This is a genomic window from Micromonospora sp. NPDC049048, from assembly GCF_043197615.1.
Lineage (GTDB): Bacteria > Actinomycetota > Actinomycetes > Mycobacteriales > Micromonosporaceae > Micromonospora.
The window spans coordinates 72,866-89,201 of sequence record NZ_JBICTM010000011.1 but is presented as its reverse complement, the minus strand read 5'-3'; the positions used below and the strand labels follow the sequence as shown (position 1 = coordinate 89,201).

Below are 16,336 nucleotides of genomic sequence, written 5' to 3'. Positions count from 1 at the left end.
GTGCTACGCGCGGCTCAGCGCGCGCCGCCGTTGACGTACAGGGTCTGGCCGCTGACGTACGAGGCGTCGTCGCTGGCCAGGAAAGCGATCACCGAGGCGATCTCGGCCGGCTGGGCGACCCGGCGCAGCGGGGTGTGCTCGGCGACCATGCGCTGGTGCTCCTCGGGGCTGCTGCCCACCCGCTCGGCGGTGGCGGCGGTCATCGCCGTGGCCACGTAGCCGGGGGCCACCGCGTTGACGGTGACGTTGAACGGACCCAGCTCCACGGCGAGGGTGGCCGTCAGGCCCTGCACCCCGGCCTTGGCCGCCGCGTAGTTGACCTGGCCCCGGTTGCCCAGGGCGGAGCGGCTGCTGAGGTTGACGATCCGGCCATAGCGGGCCGCCACCATGTGCTGCTGCGCCGCCTGGCAGCAGAGGAACATGCTCGTCAGGTTGGTGTTCAGCACCGCCTCCCACTCGGGCAGCGCCATCTTGAACAGCAGGTTGTCGCGGGTGATCCCGGCGTTGTTCACGAGCACGTGCAGCCCGCCGTACGCCTGGACCACCTCGTCGGTCATGGCGGCGACCGCGGCGGCGTCGGTCACGTCGCAGCCGATGCCGACGGCCCGACCACCGGCGGCGGCGATCTCGTCGGCGACGACCTGGGCGCGTGCCGCGTCGAGGTCGACCACGGCGACCGCCGCACCCTCGGCGGCCAGCCGGTGCGCGGTGGCCGCGCCGATGCCCTGCGCGGCGCCGGTGACGACGGCGACGCGGTCGGCGAATCTGGTCACGGTTTCTCCCTGGCTTCTAGAAGGCGTTGACGCCGGTGAGCGCGCGCCCGATGAGCAGCTGCTGGATCTGGCTGGTGCCCTCGTAGAGGGTGGCGACGCGGGCGTCGCGCAGGTACTTGCCGACCGGGTACTCGTCGATGTAGCCGTAGCCGCCGAAGACCTGCACCGCGTTGTTGGCCGCGCGCACGGCGGCCTCGCTGGCGAAGAGCTTGGCCGTCGACGCCTCGGTGGCGAACGGCTCGCCCCGGTCGATCAGGTCGGCCACGCGCCAGACCAGCAGGCGCGCGGCGTCGGTGTCGACGGCGATGGCGGCGAGCAGCTGCTGCACGAGCTGGTGGGCGGCGATCGGCTTGCCGAACTGGGTGCGCTGCCCGGCGTAGCCGACGGCCGCGTCGAGGCAGCCCTGGGCGATGCCGACGCAGCCCGCCGCCACGGACATCCGGCCCTTGGCCAGGGTGGCCAGCGCCAGCCGGAAGCCGGCGCCCTCCTCGCCGAGGCGCGCCGAGTCCGGCACCCGTACGCCGTCGAGGCGCAGCTCCCCGGTGGCCTGCCCGCGCAGCCCCAGCTTGCCGTGGATCTCGCGGCGGGTCAGGCCCGGCGCGTCGGTGGGCACCAGGAACGCGCTGATACCGCGGTGACCGGGGCCGCCGGAGCGGGCGAAGACCAGCGCGACGTCGGCGGTGGTGCCGTTGGTGATGAACATCTTCGCGCCGGTGATCAGCCAGTCGGTGCCGTCGCGCACCGCCCGGGTGGTCAGCGCGGCGGCGTCGGAGCCGCTGTCCGGCTCGGTCAGCGCGAAGCAGCCGAGGGCGGCGCCGGAGCAGAGCCGGGGCAGCCACTGTGCCCGTTGCTCGGCGGAGCCGTGCGCGGCGATCGACTTGGCGACCAGTCCGAGGGAGACCGAGACGATGCCGCGCACGGCGGAGTCGCCCCGGCCGAGCTCCTCCAGCACAAGGCAGTAGGAGAGGTGGTCGCCGCCGGAGCCGCCGTCGTCCTCGCCGATGGTGAGGCCCAGGAAGCCGAGGTCACCCAGCTTGCCGACGATGTCGGGGTCGACGGACTCCCGGCGGTCCCAGGCGGCCGCGTGCGGCGCCACCTCGCGGTCGACGAAGTCCGCGGCGAGCCGGCGGACCGCCGCCTGCTCGGCGGAGAGTTGCAGATCCATGAGCCTTAAACTAGCGGTGCAAGTTTAATTCCGTCCAGACCCGGGTGTGGCAGAGTCTCAGACGACCGCACCAGCGAAGGAGGACCGGAATGCCCCGGCCGCGGCAGGCCCTGCTCAGCCGGCAGCGGATCGTCGAGACCGCCGCCGCGCTGATCGACGCCGAGGGGCTGGCGGGCTTCTCCACCCGCCGCCTGGCCGCCGAACTGGGGGTACGCGGCCCGTCCCTCTACAACCACTTCGCCACGAAGGACGAGATCCTCGACGCGGTGGCCGACACCGTCACCGGCCAGGTGGACGTGTCGTACTTCGGCCGCGTCGACTGGCGCGAGGCGCTGCGCCGGTGGGGGCGCTCCTACCGCGCGGCGCTGGCCGCGCACCCGAACATCGTGCCGTACCTGGCCCGAGGGCCGGGACGCCGACCCGCGGCCCTGGCCATGGCCGACGCCGTCTACGGCGGACTGGTCGCCGCCGGCTGGCCGCCGGCCCGGGCGACCCACATCGGCGCGCTCATGCGCTACTTCGTGACCGGCTCGGCGCTGGGCTCGTTCGCCCGGGGCTTCGTCGAGGACCCCGGGGTGTACGCGAAGCAGTACCCGCACCTGAACCATGCCCACCGGCTGGCGGAGCACCAGCAACAGGTGGACGAGGGCGCCTTCGCGCTGGGCCTCGACGCGCTGATCCACGGGCTGTCGCGCACCTACGAGGAGCACATCGGGCCGCTGCCACCCCTCCCGCCGGCCGACGACGCGTACTAGAGTCGAAACTTGCACTGCTAGTTTTGACCGATGTACGTGAGGGGCGCGATGGATCTCGCACGGACCGACTTCTACCTGGACGGCGAGTGGGTCGCCGCCGGCGCCGGGGAGACCGTCGCGGTGCGCAACCCGGCGACCGAGGAGGTCTTCGCGGCCGTCCCGGCCGGTACGGCCGCCGACGTCGACCGCGCCGTCGCGGCAGCCCGGGCCGCCTTTCCCGGCTGGGCCGACACCGCGCCCGCCGAACGGGCCGCGTGCCTGGACCGGCTGCACACCGCCCTCTCCGCCCGGGCCGACGAGATCGCCCGCACCGTCGCCCTGGAGCTGGGCACCCCGCTGAAGGTGGCCACCCGGGTCCAGGCCGGCCTGCCGCTGACCGTCCTGCGCAGCTACGTCGAGCTGGCCGCCCGTCCCCCGGCCGACGAGACCGTCGGCAACTCGCTGGTGCTCCGGGAGCCGGTCGGCGTGGTCGGGGCGATCAGCCCGTGGAACTACCCGCTGCACCAGGTCGTCGCGAAGCTGGCCCCCGCCCTGGCCGCCGGCTGCACGGTGGTGCTCAAGCCGAGCGAGCTGACCTCGCTGACGGCGTACCTGCTCTTCGACGCGATCCACGAGGCCGGCTTTCCGCCCGGGGTGGTCAACCTGGTCACCGGCACCGGCCCGGTCGTCGGCGAGGCCATCGCCGCGCACCCGGACGTCGACATGGTCTCCTTCACCGGTTCGACGGCCACCGGGCGGCGCATCTCCCACCTCGCCGCCGACCGCATCGCCCGGGTGGCGCTGGAACTCGGCGGCAAGTCGGCCAACGTGGTTCTCGACGACGCCGACCTGGCCACGGCCGTGAAGGTCGGGGTCGGCAACGCGTTCGCCAACTCCGGCCAGACCTGCACCGCCTGGACGAGGCTGCTGGTGCACCGCGACCGCTACGACGAGGCCCTCGACCTGGCCGCCCGGGCCACGGCGGGCTACCGGCTCGGCGACCCGTTCGACCCGGCCACCCGGCTCGGACCGCTGGTCTCCGCCGCGCAGCGGGAACGGGTCCGCGAGCACGTCGCGCGCGGGTTGGCCGACGGGGGCCGGCTGGTCGCCGGCGGGCCCGACGCCCCACTGCCGGAGCGGGGGTTCTTCGTCGCGCCGACGGTGATCGCCGACGTCGACCCCGACAGCGCACTGGCCCAGGAGGAGGTCTTCGGTCCGGTGCTCGCGGTCATCGGGTTCGACGACGAGGACGAGGCGGTGGCCATCGCCAACAACTCCCGCTACGGGCTGGCCGGCGCGGTCTGGTCGGCCGACGAGGAGCGGGCGCTTCGGGTCGCCCGGCGGATGCGCACCGGCGCGGTCGACGTCAACGGCGCCCCGTTCAACCCGCTCGCCCCGTTCGGCGGCTACAAGCAGTCCGGCCTCGGCCGGGAGCTGGGCCGGTACGGGCTCGAGGAGTTCCTCCAGGTGAAGGCCATCCAGCGATGAGGGCGCTGGTCGCACGCGGCGTGGGCGCCCCGCTGCGGGTGGAGGAGATCGAACTGCCCGCCCCGGGCCCGCACGAGGTACGGGTGAGCGTCCGGGCCGCCGGCGTCTGCCACTCCGACCTGTCCATGGTCGACGGCACGCTCGCGCCGCCGTACCCGCTGGTGCTGGGGCACGAGGCGGCCGGTGTGGTGGTCGCGGTCGGCGACGCCGTCACGCGGGTCGCGCCCGGCGCGCACGTGGTGCTCAACTGGGCTCCGCCGTGCCGCGACTGCTGGTACTGCGGGCGGGACGAGCCGTGGCTCTGCGAACGCACCGGCGGGCCCTCCGTCCCCCGGGGACGCACACCGGCCGGCGAGCCCCTGCACGTCACGCTCGGCCTCGGCGCTCTCGCCGAGGAGGTGGTGGTGCCGCAGAACGCCGTCATCCCGGTGCCGGCCGAGCTGCCCTTCGAGGCGGCGGCGCTGCTGGGCTGCGCCGTGGTCACCGGCGTCGGCGCGGTCCGGCGTACGGCGCAGGTCGCGCCCGGCGAATCGGTGGTCGTGATCGGCCTCGGCGGGGTGGGGCTGTCGGTCGTCTCCGCCGCGCGGGCCGCCGGCGCCGACCAGGTGCTCGCCGTCGACGTCTCGGCGAGCAAGGCGGCGCTGGCCACCGCGGCCGGGGCCACCGAGTTCCTGCTCGCCGACGAGTCGCTCAACCGGGCGATCCGGGAACGCACGGCGGGGCGGGGCGTCGACCACGCGCTGGAGTGCGTCGGGCGGTCGACCACGATCCGCACCGCCTGGCGGGTGACCCGCCGGGGCGGGCAGGTGACCGTCATCGGCATGGGGGCCAAGGACGACATCGTCGGGCTGGGCGCGCTGGAGATCTTCCACTCGGCCCGGACCCTGCGCTCCTCGGTCTACGGCTCCTCCGACCCAGACCGGGAACTGCCCGAACTCGCCCGGGCCGTGCTCGACGGCACCCTCGACCTCGGCTACCTGATCACCGACCGGACCACCCTCGACGGCGCCCCCGACGCCTTCGCCCGCATGTCCCGCGGCGAGGGCGCCCGCACGATAGTCCTCCCCACCCCCTGACACCCGCCCCACCCCTCCCCGCCTCCGCTCAGGGCGGGGAGGGGAGGGCGGGAGGTCAGCGGCGGGGTCAGGAGAGGGCGCGGGCCAGCTCCGTGCGGGAGCGGATGTTGAGCCGGTGGAAGATGTTGCGCAGGTGATGGTCGACCGTACGGGTGGAGAGGAACATCCGGGCCGCGACCTCCCGGTTGGTGGCGCCCTCGGCGACCAGTTGCGCGATCCGGAGCTGCTGGCCGGTCAGCAGTCGCGCCACCGACTCCTCCGGCGGGCCGACGGACTCGCCGGCCGCCCGCAGCTCCGTGGTGGCCTGGTCGGCCCAGACGCCCGCCCCGAGCAGGGTGAACGCCTCCCGGGCGGCGTGCAGGTGCTCGCGGGCCGCGCGCGGTCGGCGGCTGCGGCGCAGTTCCCGGCCGAGGAGCAGCTCGGTGCGGGCCCGCTCGAACGCGCCGGCGGCCGTGGGGTGCAGCCGCAGCGCGGTGCGGAACTCCTGCTCCGCCTCGGCGCTGCCCCGGGGCGCGAGCAGCCCGTGGCAGCGGGCGGAGAGGGCCCGGCGCGACGGGCTCGCCGTGCTGCTGGCCCACCGGTCGAAGACGGCGAGGGCGGCGCCGGCCGCCGGCCGGTCCGCGACGGCGGCGGCCGCCTCCACGAGGTACGGGGTGGCCATCACCAGCACCAGCACCTGTCCCCGGCCGGTGCCGGGGCACGCGAGCGCGGCCAGTCGCGCGGCGGCGGCGGCCGGTCGGTTGTCGACCAGGTCGAGCACGGCCAGCGCCCACTGCGCCAGGGCACGGGGCCGGCTGTGCGCGCCCGCGTCCTCGCCGATCTCGCGGATCCGGTGCAGGGCGGTCTCGCGGTCCGCCCGGACGGCGGCCAGCACCGCCAGCATTCCCAGGTGTACGCCGGCCCAGTTGTCCTGACCCGTGTCCCGGGCGATCCGCAGCCCCTCCCGGGAACTGTCCATCGCGGCGTCGTGCCGGCCCAGCCAGTACTCGGCGGACGCCCGCAGCTCCAGCGCACGCGGCAGGGCGGACAGCTCGCCCCGCTCGCGGGCCAGCTCGACGGCCCGCGCGGCGAGCCGGTGCGCCGCCCCGTCCACCGCCACCAGCAGCCCGGCCGAGGCAGCGCAGGTCAGGGCCCCGGGGGTCAGTGCCGGCCCGGTCAGCTGTCCACCGAGGACGACCGCCCGGCGCAGGGCGGGCCCGGCCTGCTCGTGGTCGCCGCGCAGGGTCGCCGCCGTCCCGGCGACGTACGCGCTCAGCAGCTCGGTCGCGGGCGGGTCACCGGGGCGGCGCAACAGCTCCGCCCTGCGGGCCACCTCGGCGTAGCGGTACTGGTCGCCGGCGAAGCAGGCGGCCTCGCCGGCCCGTACCAGCGCGCCGAGGGCCAGCGCGCGGTCGCCGGATCCCGCGCCGTCCGCGCCGGCCTGGTCCGCGCCCGCCGCCGTGGACGCCACCGTGGCGGCCCGCCCGCGGCCCATGGCGGTCCACGCGTTGTCCGGGGCGGCTCGCCCGGTGTCCGTGCCGGTCGAGGCGGTGTCCGGGGCGGTCAGCGTGTCGGCGGCGGCCAGCAGGGTGGTGAGCGCGGAGCGGGGGTGCCCGGCGCGCAGTTCCAGCTCCCCGCGCAGCAGGCCCGCCCGCCCCGCCACGGTGGCGTCCACGGCGGCGGGCAGGCCGCCCAGCAGCAGCCGGGTCCGGTGTGCCCGGCCGGCCGACCAGGCGTACCGGGCGGCGGCCACGAGCCGGGCGGCGGCCCGCGCCGGGTCGTCGCTGAGTTCGGCGGCCCGCTGCAGCGCCGCCGAGGCCGCCGTCGCCGCGGCCCCGCTCTCGGCTGCCGCCTGCTCCAGTTCGGCGGCCAGGGCCGGGTCGGGACCCTGCGCGGCGGCGGCGAGGTGCCCCGCCCGACGCAGCCGGTGCCCGGCCCCGTCGAGCACGCGGGCGAGCAGCAGGTGCGCCGCGCGCCGCTCGGCCAGTGGCGCGGCGGCCCGGACCACGGTCCGGACGAGGGGCTGCGGGAACGTGACGCGGTGCGGCTCGACGCGGACCAGGCCCGCGAGTTCGGCCGGCGCGAGCGCTTCGACGGCCGTGCCGGCGATCCGGGCGGCCCGGAGCAGGGTGCCCGGCTCCCCGTCCTCGTCGAGCGCGGCGAGCAGCAGGACGCGGCGGGTGTCGGCCGGCAACCGGTCCAGCCGGGCGCGGTAGGCGCGGCCCAGCCCGCCGTCGGCCGGCGGCGTCTCGGGTACCGGCTCCTCCCCGCGGCACTGGCCCGGGGTGAGCACCCCGGCCAGGTCGACCAGGGCCTGCGGGTTGCCGCCGGCCGCCGCGCCGAGCGCGGCGGCCACGGACGGAGCGGGTGGGCGGCCGGCCAACCGGTCGGTGAGCAGGGCGAGGCTGTCGCGGTCGTCGAGCGGACGGAGCCGGTGGCGGGCCATCCCGTCGAGCGGCACGTCCGCGGCGGTGGTGAGCAGGACGGCCACCCGCGACCGGCGCAGGCGGCGGGCGACGAACGCCAGCACGTCGGCGGTGGGCTGGTCGCCCTGGTCCACGTCGTCCACCGTGCAGAGCAGCGGGCGTTCCCGCGCGGTGGAGGTGAGCAGGCCGAGCACGGCCAGGGACAGCGCCAGGCGCCGGTGGGCGGGGCAGCCCGCACCGGTCAGCGCCCGCAGCAGTACCCGCCGCTGTTGCTCCGGGAGTTCGTCGGCCCGCTCGAGCACCGGATCCAACAACCGTTGCAGCCCGGCGTACGGCAGGCCGGCCTCCTCGCGCAGGCCCGTGCCGGCCAGGACGGTGCAGCCCTCGGCGTGCCGGTGCGCGTAGTCGACGAGGGCGGTGCGGCCGGATCCCGGCTCGCCCTGGATCAGCAGCGCTCCCCCGCCACCGGTGGGCAGTACGCCCAGCAGGTGCCGGATCGCGGCACACTCCTCGCCCCGGCCACGCAGCACGGTTAATTGCACTGACAATGCAGTAACCATGCATCGAGTGTCACCTATCGGCCGCCCGATGGAAAGACCGGTGCGCCGACCGTGTCAGCGGGGGGCGACGCCGGCCAGCAGGGCCGCCACCGTACGGGCCATAACCGCCCGGGCCTGGTCCACGCCCAGCCCCAGCCCGTCGCGCAGCATCGACCAGGCCGGCCACATGCTCGCGGCCACCAGGGCGTGCACCAACTGGTCCCGGTCCGGGCCGGCCTGTTCCAGCTCGGCGGCGAAGAGCTGCTCGACCTCGTCGCGGACCCGCTCGATGTGCTTGAGGCGGTTGCGGCGCAGCTGCCCGGAGACCGGTTCGCGCATCTGGGCGGCGCGGGCCGACGGCGTGATGAGCTGGAGCAGCCGCGCCCGCTGCCGGCAGTACGCGTCGATCCGCCTGGCCAGCGGCAGCGCCGGCGAGATCGGGCGGTGGGCGGCGTCCTGCTGCCGGAGCAGCTCCGCGCCGCTGGCCTCGAAGAGCGTCTCCATGTCCTTGAAGTTGGTCCAGAGCGTGCGCAACGAGATGCCGGCCCGCTCGGCGATGCGCTCGCCGGTCGGCCGCAGGTCGCCCTCGGAGATGAGCGCCAGGTGCGCCTCGACGATCGCCGCCCGGGTGCGCTCGGCCCGGGCGGTCCGGCCGTCGACCCGGACCGGAGCCTCGGCACCGCCCATCTGCGCCCGCCTCCTCGCCGTCACGTCGCCCGCACCGCCGCGCCGAGTCTAGCCAGGCCGGTCATCCGACGGACCGGGCGAGGCTGACCCCGCCGTCGAGGACGATGGTCTGCCCGGTGATCCAGGCCGCGTCGTCGGAGGCGAGGAAGGCGACCGCGCCGGCCACGTCGGACGGCAGCCCGAGGCGCTTCAGGGGGTACGCCCGGGCGACCTCCTCCTCGCGGCCCTCGTGCAGCGCCGCGGCGAAGCGGGTCTTCACCACGGCGGGCGCGACCGCGTTGACCCGGACCTTCGGGGCGAGCTCGACGGCCAGGCACGCGGTGAGGTGGTCGACCGCGGCCTTGCTCACCCCGTAGAAGGCGATGCCGGGCGACGGGGTGCGCCCGGCATCGAGGACACGTTGACGACGCAGCCGCCCCGCTCGCCCATCCCCGCGGCGACCTGCTGCACCCAGCCGAGCGTGCCGACCAGGTTGACGTCGAGGATCTTGCGGGCCGCCGCCAGGTCCAGGTCGACCAGCGGCCCGTACGCCGGATTGATGCCCACGTTGTTGACCAGCACGTCGACCGGACCGAATGCCTCGGCCACGGCGTCGACCGCGGCCCGGCGGTGCCCCGCGTCGTCGGCCCGGCCGGCGACGGCCACGGCGCGGGCGGGCCCGCCGAGCGCCTCGACCGCCTCGGCCAGGGCCTGCGGGTGGCGCGCGGTCAGCCCCACGCGGGCGCCCTCGGCGACGAGTCGCCGGGCGATGGCCAGGCCGATGCCGCGACTGGCGCCCGTGACCAGGGCGACCCGGCCCACGAGTCGCCCCGTATCTGCATTCACGATGCAGATACTAGAAGTGGCTTCGATGCTCGTCAACGACGGAACATCGATGGACGCCTCACATTCCATTGACAGCGCGCTGCGGTAACCGCACTGTCGATGCACATAGTTCGCTCCCCCGAGAGGACGCTCCCATGCCCGAAGCCGTCATCGTCGCCGCCGCCAGGTCACCCATCGGCCGCGCGTACAAGGGCTCCCTGCGCGACCTGCGCGCCGACGACCTGGCCGCCACCGTCGTACGGGCCGCCCTCGACCAGGTGCCGGCGCTCGACCCGCGCGAGATCGACGACCTGATGCTCGGCTGCGGGCAGCCGGCGGGCGAGCAGGGACACAACCTCGCCCGGGTCGTCGGCACCCTGCTCGGGCTGGACCACCTGCCCGGCACGACCGTCAACCGCTACTGCTCGTCGTCGTTGCAGACCACCCGGATGGCCCTGCACGCCATCCGGGCGGGCGAGGGCCACGCCTTCCTCTCGGTCGGCGTGGAGTGCGTCTCCCGCTACGACCGGGGCCGCGCCGACGGGCACCCCGGCACCACCAGCCCGGCCTTCGCCGACGCCCTGGCGCGCACCGCGAGCAGGGCGGCGGGTGAACTGCCGGGCTGGCACGACCCGCGCGAGGACGGCGAACTGCCGGACGTCTACATCGCGATGGGGCAGACCGCCGAGAACGTGGCGCACCTGCGCGGGGTGTCCCGGCTCAGCCAGGACGAGTTCGCCGTACGGTCGCAGCTGCTGGCCGAGAAGGCGATCGCCGACGGCTTCTGGGCCCGGGAGATCACCCCGGTCACCGTGCCCGGCGGAGCGGTGGTGAGCGCCGACGACGGGCCGCGTGCCGGGGTGACCCTGGAGGCGGTGGCGGCCCTGCCGCCAGTGTTCCGGCCCGACGGCACGGTGACCGCCGGCAACTGCTGCCCGCTCAACGACGGTGCCGCCGCGCTCGTCGTGATGTCCGACGTACGCGCGCGGGAGCTGGGCGTCACCCCGCTGGCCCGGATCGTCTCCACCGGCCTGAGCGCCCTCTCCCCCGAGATCATGGGGCTCGGGCCGGTGGCGGCGTCCCGGCAGGCGCTGCGGCGGGCCGGCATGTCGATCGACGACGTCGACCTCGTCGAGATCAACGAGGCGTTCGCCGCCCAGGTGCTGCCCAGCGCCCGGGAGCTGGGCGTCGACTGGGACCGGCTCAACGTCAACGGGGGCGCGATCGCGGTGGGCCACCCGTTCGGCATGACGGGCGCCCGGATCACCACCACACTGATCAACTCGCTGCGCTGGCACGACCGGGAGATCGGGCTGGAGACCATGTGCGTCGGCGGCGGGCAGGGCATGGCGATGGTCATCGAGCGGCTGAGCTGACCCGGCCCGGCCGGGCTCCCGGGACGCCGTCAGTTGCCGGCGGCCCGCGAGCCCGTCTGGCACGCCGGGTGACCGCCCCGCCCAGCCCGGACCGGGCGGGGCGGGCCGGAGGGCCGACGCGCCACGCCCGGTCCGCGCCGGGTACGACCGGTCAGGAGGCCGTCGGCACCCCGTTGGCCGGCGGCGCCACCGGCGCGGCGGTGTGCTCGCGTACGGGCCCGTCGCCCTCGTCCGTCTCGTACGTGGGTCCGAAGTAGGCCTGCGTCCCGCCGCTCACCCGGGTCAGCCGCTGCCCGCCGTAGCCGGAGTGGTCGGTGTCGGAGTAGCGCAGCGGGGCCAGCCCGGGCCCCTGGTAGCCGCCCTTGGCGACGGCCTCGGTGACCGCCTCGCGGGTGAGATCCTTGCCGGCGGCGAGGAGCACCTGCACGAAGAGGTAGCCGACCGCCATGCCGTAGACGGTGTTGCCGTCGAAGGGCGCGTCGCCGTTGTACTCCTTGTTGATCCTGGTGAAGAGCTGGACCCACGGGTCGGCGGCGTCGGTGGCCATCGGCAGGTAGTTGGCGCCCACCATGCCCTCCAGCAGCCCGGCGTTGGCGCCGAGCTGCTTGGCCAGCGTCGGGTGGTCGGCGCCCACGTTGGAGACCAGCCACTGCGGCTGGAACTTGAGCCGGGCGGCGGTGCCGACGGCCAGGGCGGTGAAGCCGGGCACGGTGGCGAGGATGACGACCTGGCAGCCGGCCGCCTTGAACGCGCCGATCTGGGGCGCCACGTTGGTGTTGCTGGTGACGTACGTCTGCTTCGCCACGACGGCGTCGGCGCCGAGCACCTTCTCCACGCCGACGAGGCTGTCCCGGCCGAAGTCGTCGTCCTGGCCGAGGAAGCAGACCTTGCGCCCCGGCAGGCTGGTCTTCACGTGGTGGGCCAGGATCTTGCCCTCCACCGTGTAGTCGGGGTTGAAGCCGAACGTGCCCGGGTAGCGGTCGGGCTGGTCCCAGCTGCGGCTGCCGGAGGCGACGAAGAGGTCGGGCACCCGGTTGCTCTTGAGGAAGTCGAGCACGCCGGTGTGGGTCGGCGTGCCCAGCCCGTTGAGGATCGCGAAGACCTTGTCCTGCAGGACGAGCTGGCGTACCACCTGCTGGGTGTTCGCCGGGTTGTAGCCGTCGTCCATGATCTTGTAGGTGATCTTACGGCCGTGCACGCCCCCGTTGGCGTTGACGTGGTCGAAGTACGCCTTCGTCGCCGGGGCGATCTTGGAGTAGCCGGCGGAGGCCGGACCGGTGAGCGGCATGTGCGTGCCGACCACGATCTCGGTGTCGGTGACGCCGGGGACCGCTCCCCGGCCGCCGCCGTCGTCCCCGGTGCAGGCAGCGGAGGTGACGAGCAGGGTGATGGCGGTGGCGAGCGCGAGGCCGCGCCGTGCCGTTCGTGTCATGTCAGACACCGACCTTTCCTCGGTCCGGTTGGTGGTGGGTGCGGTGGTGGTGGGGTGCGGTGGTGGTGGGGACGGGTGTTCGGGTGGGGCGGGTGCGGGCTCCCGGACCGGGACGGCTCACGGCCGCCGTCGGCCCGCCCGGCGCGCGGATAAGGCCCGGGCCAGCCGGGACAGCAGGCCCTGCACGCCGCCGGGAGCGGCGATCATGACGACGACGAGGGTGAGCCCGAAGATGGCCAGGGGCAGGTTGCCCTCGACCCGCTGCGCGAGCGCCGGCGACAGGGTGAGCTGCTCGGTGACGGCGTGCGTCAGGTCGGGCAGGACGACCAGCAGGACGGCGCCCCACGCGGCGCCGGCGAGGCTGCCCAGCCCGCCGATGACGACCGCCATCAGCAGGAACAGCGACAGCGTCAGCGAGAACGCCCCGGGCGACACGCTCTGCGCGAGGACCGCGAGCAGGGCGCCGCCGAGCCCGGCGCCGCCCGCGCTGACCACGAAGGCGAGGACCTGGGTGCGGGCGACGTGGATGCCGGCGAGGCGGGCGGCGACCTCGTCGTCGCGGACCGCCCGGAAGGTGCGGCCGTACCGGCTGCGTACGAGGTTGGCCAGCAGCAGCAGGGCCAGCAGGGTGGCCGCCGCGGTGACCCAGAGCTGCCACCGCTCGTAGGGGAAGTAGGGGCCGAGGGCCGCCGGCGGGGGCTCGACCGGCACCGCGAGCCCCTGCTCGCCGTTGAGGACGCCGTCGAAGGTGACGGCCAACGCCGGTACCACGACCGCGACGGCCAGGGTGACGCCGGCCAGGTAGGGCCCGCGCAGCCGGGCGGCGGCCACCCCGACCACGGCGCCCACCGCGAGGGCGGCGAGGACGGCCGCGCCCAGCGACACCGGCAGCAGCCAGCCGCCGGTCATCCCGGCGTCGGCGAAGGCGTTCTGGCACAGGGCCACGGTGTACGCGCCGGTGGCCATCAGCGCGCCGTGCCCCAGCGAGAGCTGCCCGTTGAGCCCGGTGAGGACGGTCAGCCCGGCGGTGGCGCACAGGTAGGCGGCCACGGTGGCGAGCTGGAAGTTGCGGAAGGGCTCCAGCCCGTAGCTCGCGGCCACCAGCAGCAGCGCGGCGACGACCGCGAGAGCGAGGTGGCGCAGCAGGGTCGAGCCGCGTCGGGTCCCGGCCGGACGCGTGCCGCCGGCGCGCGCCCTCGTGCCCGGCGGGGTCGCCGCCCGGGTGGCGCTCACACCCGCCTCGCCGCGACCGGGGCGAAGAGCCCGGCGGGACGGACCAGCAGCACGGTCAGCAGCAGCACCAGCACCGCGAGCGGGGTGAGGTCGCTGCCGGCGTAGCCGCTGACGTAGGAGAGCAGCAGCCCGACCGCGAGGCCGCCGACCACGGCCCCCGGTGGGCTGTCCAGTCCGCCCACCACGGCGGCGGTGAACGCCGATACGAAGACCAGGTCCATCGCGTGCGGGTGCAGGCCCAGCTCAGTGGGGATGACCAGCATGCCGGCCAGCGCGCCGACGCCGGAGGCCAGCGCCCACCCGAGGGTGAGCATCCCGCCCACGTTCACCCCGAGCAGCCGGGACACCTCGGGGGCGAAGGCCGCCGCGCGCATCCGCAGGCCCACCGCCGTGCGGGTGAAGGTCCAGGCGAGCCCCACGACCACCACCGCGACCGCCGCGAAGACGAACAGGTCGTACGGCGACAGGACGGCGACGCCGCCCACGGTCAACGGGTTGCGGGAGAAGGGCGTCCCGGCGGGCAGGAACTCGCTGCCGTACGCCATGCCGAGGACGGCCTGGATCAGCAACACCAGCCCGAGCGCGACGATCACCGGGTTGAGCGGCGAGGCGTGGTCGACGAAGCGCATGACGACCAGGTCGACCGCCGCGCCGAGCAGCAGCCCGGCGGCCAGCGCGGCCAGGAAGCCCAGCCAGTACGAGCCGGTCGCGGCGGAGACGCTGTAGGCCACGTACGCGGTGGCGACGGCCATCGCGCCCTGGGCGAAGTTGACGATCCTGGCCGCCCGCCAGATGAGCACCAGCGCCAGGGCGAACGCGGCGAGGACCGCGCCCCTGGACAGGCCGTCGAGGGTGAGGAAGACGAAGCGGTCCAACGGTCCTCCCTTGCGGGGACGAGGGGTTCAGAAGCCGAGGTAGGCGTGCCGGAGGTCGGCGTCGTCGCGCAGCCGGCCGGCCGGGGCGGTGGTGACGACCCGGCCCAGGGACATCACCACGCCCTCGTCGGCGATCGAGAGCGCGCTGCGCACGTTCTGCTCGACCAGCAGGACGGTGAGACCGGTGTCGTCGCGCAGCCGGCGCAGCAGGGCCATGGTCTGGGCGACCACCCGCGGCGCCAGGCCGAGCGACGGCTCGTCGAGCAGCAGCAGGCGGGGCCGGCCGACCAGCGCCCGGCCGAGGGCGAGCATCTGCCGCTCGCCGCCGGAGAGCTGGTGCCCGTGGTGGCGCCGCCGCCGGGCCAGCGGCTCGAAGAGCTGGTAGACCTCGTCGAGGGCGCGGGCGGCGTCGGCCCGGTCGCGCCGCCACAGCCCGCCGAGGCGCAGGTTCTCGTCGACCGTCAGCTCGCCGACCACCCCACGGCCCTCCGGGACGTGGGCCATGCCGCGCCGCACGAGCTGCTCCACCGCGACGCCGCGCAGGTCCTCGCCGGCCAGGAGGACCCGGCCGGCGGTCGGGCGCAGCATGCCGGAGAGGGTGCGCAGCAGGGTGGTCTTGCCGGCCCCGTTGGCGCCGACGACGGCCGCGATGGCGCCCTGCGGCACGGTGAGGTCGATGCCGTGCAGCACCGGCGCGCCGCCGTAGCCGGCCGCCAGGCCGCGTACCTCGAGCAGGGCCCCGCCGCTCATGCCGCGGCCTCGTCGACGGCGGCGCCGAGGTAGGCGTCGGCGACCGCCGGGTCGTCGCGTACCTGCTCGGGGGTGCCGGCGGCGATCACCCGGCCGAAGTCGAGCACCACGATCTCGTCGCAGACGGACATCACCAGGTCCATGTGGTGCTCCACCAGCAGCACCGCGCAGGGGTCGGTGTCGCGTCGGGGCAGTCCCCGGATCAGCTCCGCCAGCTCGGCGATGTCGTCGGCGCCCAGGCCGCCGGCGGGTTCGTCGAGCAGGAGCAGCCGGGGGCGTGCGGCCAGCGCGCGGGCCAGGGCGACCCGCTGGCGTACGGCGAAGGGCAGCGTGCCCGGCGCGGCGTCGGCGTGCCCGGCGATGCCCAGGGTGTCCAGGACGTCGAGGGCGTGCCGGCGCAGCCGGCGCTCGTCGCGGTCGCTGCGGGGCAGGCCCAGCAGGGCGGCGAGGAAGCCGGCGCGGGCCGTGTGGGTGGCCCCGGTCATCACGTTCTCGAGCACGGTTAGCCCGGCGAAGAGCCCGGTGCCCTGCAACGTGCGGGCGACGCCGAGCCGGTTCAACCGGTGCGGGCGCGGCCGCAGCGGCCGGCCGTCGAGGCTCAGCGAGCCCTCGTCCGGCGTGACGAAGCCGCAGACGACGTTGAACAGCGTGGTCTTGCCGGCCCCGTTGGGACCGATCACGCCGACCACCCGGCCGGGCGGCACCCGCAGCGAGACGTCGTCGAGGGCGGTGAGCCCGCCGAAGCGGACTCCGATGTGGTGCAGTGCGAGCCCTTGCTCCATCACCCGTCCCCCCGGCAGCCGCCAGTATTTACACTGGGAGTGTACGTTTCTGAGGTGGGCCGTCAATACCTTCGACGCCCTGGCCGCACACGCTCGTCGGGGGGCCCCCCGGGGGGGGGGGGGGCCCCCGGGTTGTTTGCTACCAGGGGGCCCCACCGGGGGGCCCCCGGGTTAGGGCCGCCCCCCGCGGGGGGGGGGGGCGGGGCGGGGGGTGGGG

13 protein-coding genes and 1 pseudogene are annotated in these 16,336 nt (G+C 75.5%); 4 read left to right on the top strand and 10 right to left on the bottom strand.

Annotation, left to right across the window (positions count from 1 at the left end; translation table 11 throughout):
* Positions 1–14: 14 nt before the first annotated feature.
* Together fabG and ACGFIG_RS28520 are read right to left on the bottom strand one after the other, a co-directional pair.
* The gene (gene fabG, locus ACGFIG_RS28525) at positions 15–773 is read right to left on the bottom strand and encodes a 3-oxoacyl-ACP reductase FabG (RefSeq protein ID WP_393008083.1); all 759 of its coding nucleotides are present in this window, start codon (positions 771–773) and stop codon (positions 15–17) included.
* Between the two features lie 16 nt (positions 774–789).
* Positions 790–1,938, bottom strand: coding sequence for an acyl-CoA dehydrogenase family protein (locus tag ACGFIG_RS28520; RefSeq protein ID WP_393008081.1), 1,149 nt, complete (start codon positions 1,936–1,938; stop codon positions 790–792).
* An 89-nt stretch (positions 1,939–2,027) separates the two neighbouring features.
* Between ACGFIG_RS28520 and ACGFIG_RS28515 the strand changes: the two genes are divergently transcribed.
* The 3 genes from ACGFIG_RS28515 to ACGFIG_RS28505 are packed head-to-tail and all read left to right on the top strand — an operon-like array spanning position 2,028 to position 5,236.
* A complete protein-coding gene (locus tag ACGFIG_RS28515; protein ID WP_393008079.1) occupies positions 2,028–2,693 on the top strand; it encodes a TetR/AcrR family transcriptional regulator in 666 nt (221 codons plus the stop codon).
* Between the two features lie 48 nt (positions 2,694–2,741).
* Positions 2,742–4,160 carry an aldehyde dehydrogenase family protein gene (locus ACGFIG_RS28510; protein ID WP_393008077.1) on the top strand — a complete coding sequence of 473 codons (1,419 nt, stop codon included), beginning with the start codon at positions 2,742–2,744 and terminating at the stop codon, positions 4,158–4,160.
* Positions 4,157–5,236, top strand: a complete 1,080-nt coding sequence (locus ACGFIG_RS28505; protein ID WP_393008075.1) for an alcohol dehydrogenase catalytic domain-containing protein — start codon at positions 4,157–4,159, stop codon at positions 5,234–5,236. The genes ACGFIG_RS28510 and ACGFIG_RS28505 overlap by 4 nt, the downstream gene beginning before the upstream one ends.
* Positions 5,237–5,303: 67 nt before the next feature.
* Here ACGFIG_RS28505 and ACGFIG_RS28500 read toward each other — a convergent pair whose 3' ends face one another.
* From ACGFIG_RS28500 to ACGFIG_RS28490, 3 genes and pseudogenes are all read right to left on the bottom strand, one after another.
* The gene (locus tag ACGFIG_RS28500; protein ID WP_393008188.1) at positions 5,304–8,183 is read right to left on the bottom strand and encodes an AAA family ATPase; all 2,880 of its coding nucleotides are present in this window, start codon (positions 8,181–8,183) and stop codon (positions 5,304–5,306) included.
* A 72-nt stretch (positions 8,184–8,255) separates the two neighbouring features.
* On the bottom strand, positions 8,256–8,867 hold the full coding sequence (locus ACGFIG_RS28495; RefSeq protein WP_393008073.1) for a TetR/AcrR family transcriptional regulator: 612 nt from the start codon (positions 8,865–8,867) through the stop codon (positions 8,256–8,258).
* 61 nt (positions 8,868–8,928) lie between these two features.
* A pseudogene (locus ACGFIG_RS28490) lies at positions 8,929–9,761 on the bottom strand (SDR family oxidoreductase).
* 65 nt (positions 9,762–9,826) lie between these two features.
* Here ACGFIG_RS28490 and ACGFIG_RS28485 point away from each other — a divergent pair.
* The gene (locus tag ACGFIG_RS28485) at positions 9,827–11,047 is read left to right on the top strand and encodes an acetyl-CoA C-acetyltransferase (RefSeq protein ID WP_393008071.1); all 1,221 of its coding nucleotides are present in this window, start codon (positions 9,827–9,829) and stop codon (positions 11,045–11,047) included.
* Between the two features lie 151 nt (positions 11,048–11,198).
* Here the strand turns inward: ACGFIG_RS28485 and ACGFIG_RS28480 are convergent, their stop codons facing one another.
* The 5 genes from ACGFIG_RS28480 to ACGFIG_RS28460 form a co-directional block, all read right to left on the bottom strand.
* Entirely contained in the window at positions 11,199–12,479 is a 1,281-nt protein-coding gene (locus ACGFIG_RS28480; RefSeq protein ID WP_393008069.1) for an ABC transporter substrate-binding protein, read from the bottom strand.
* Positions 12,480–12,596: 117 nt separating this feature from the next.
* Positions 12,597–13,712, bottom strand: a complete 1,116-nt coding sequence (locus ACGFIG_RS28475) for a branched-chain amino acid ABC transporter permease (RefSeq protein WP_393008067.1) — start codon at positions 13,710–13,712, stop codon at positions 12,597–12,599.
* Positions 13,709–14,587 carry a branched-chain amino acid ABC transporter permease gene (locus tag ACGFIG_RS28470; protein WP_393008065.1) on the bottom strand — a complete coding sequence of 293 codons (879 nt, stop codon included), beginning with the start codon at positions 14,585–14,587 and terminating at the stop codon, positions 13,709–13,711. The genes ACGFIG_RS28475 and ACGFIG_RS28470 overlap by 4 nt, the downstream gene beginning before the upstream one ends.
* Before the next feature lie 27 nt (positions 14,588–14,614).
* Positions 14,615–15,337 carry an ABC transporter ATP-binding protein gene (locus ACGFIG_RS28465; protein WP_393008063.1) on the bottom strand — a complete coding sequence of 241 codons (723 nt, stop codon included), beginning with the start codon at positions 15,335–15,337 and terminating at the stop codon, positions 14,615–14,617.
* Entirely contained in the window at positions 15,334–16,119 is a 786-nt protein-coding gene (locus ACGFIG_RS28460) for an ABC transporter ATP-binding protein (RefSeq protein ID WP_393008061.1), read from the bottom strand. Before ACGFIG_RS28460 ends, ACGFIG_RS28465 begins: the two co-directional genes overlap by 4 nt.
* Positions 16,120–16,336 lie beyond the last annotated feature (217 nt).

What these genes read in the sequence shown, in the direction of transcription:
- ACGFIG_RS28505 (WP_393008075.1), top strand. Translation starts at nt 4,157, where the DNA reads ATGAGGGCGCTGGTCGCACGCGGCGTGGGCGCCCCGCTGCGGGTGGAG.
- ACGFIG_RS28515 (WP_393008079.1), top strand. Translation starts at nt 2,028, where the DNA reads ATGCCCCGGCCGCGGCAGGCCCTGCTCAGCCGGCAGCGGATCGTCGAG.
- ACGFIG_RS28480 (WP_393008069.1), bottom strand. Translation starts at nt 12,479, where the DNA reads ATGACACGAACGGCACGGCGCGGCCTCGCGCTCGCCACCGCCATCACC.
- ACGFIG_RS28465 (WP_393008063.1), bottom strand. Translation starts at nt 15,337, where the DNA reads ATGAGCGGCGGGGCCCTGCTCGAGGTACGCGGCCTGGCGGCCGGCTAC.
- ACGFIG_RS28510 (WP_393008077.1), top strand. Translation starts at nt 2,742, where the DNA reads ATGGATCTCGCACGGACCGACTTCTACCTGGACGGCGAGTGGGTCGCC.
- ACGFIG_RS28485 (WP_393008071.1), top strand. Translation starts at nt 9,827, where the DNA reads ATGCCCGAAGCCGTCATCGTCGCCGCCGCCAGGTCACCCATCGGCCGC.
- ACGFIG_RS28460 (WP_393008061.1), bottom strand. Translation starts at nt 16,119, where the DNA reads ATGGAGCAAGGGCTCGCACTGCACCACATCGGAGTCCGCTTCGGCGGG.
- ACGFIG_RS28495 (WP_393008073.1), bottom strand. Translation starts at nt 8,867, where the DNA reads ATGGGCGGTGCCGAGGCTCCGGTCCGGGTCGACGGCCGGACCGCCCGG.
- ACGFIG_RS28520 (WP_393008081.1), bottom strand. Translation starts at nt 1,938, where the DNA reads ATGGATCTGCAACTCTCCGCCGAGCAGGCGGCGGTCCGCCGGCTCGCC.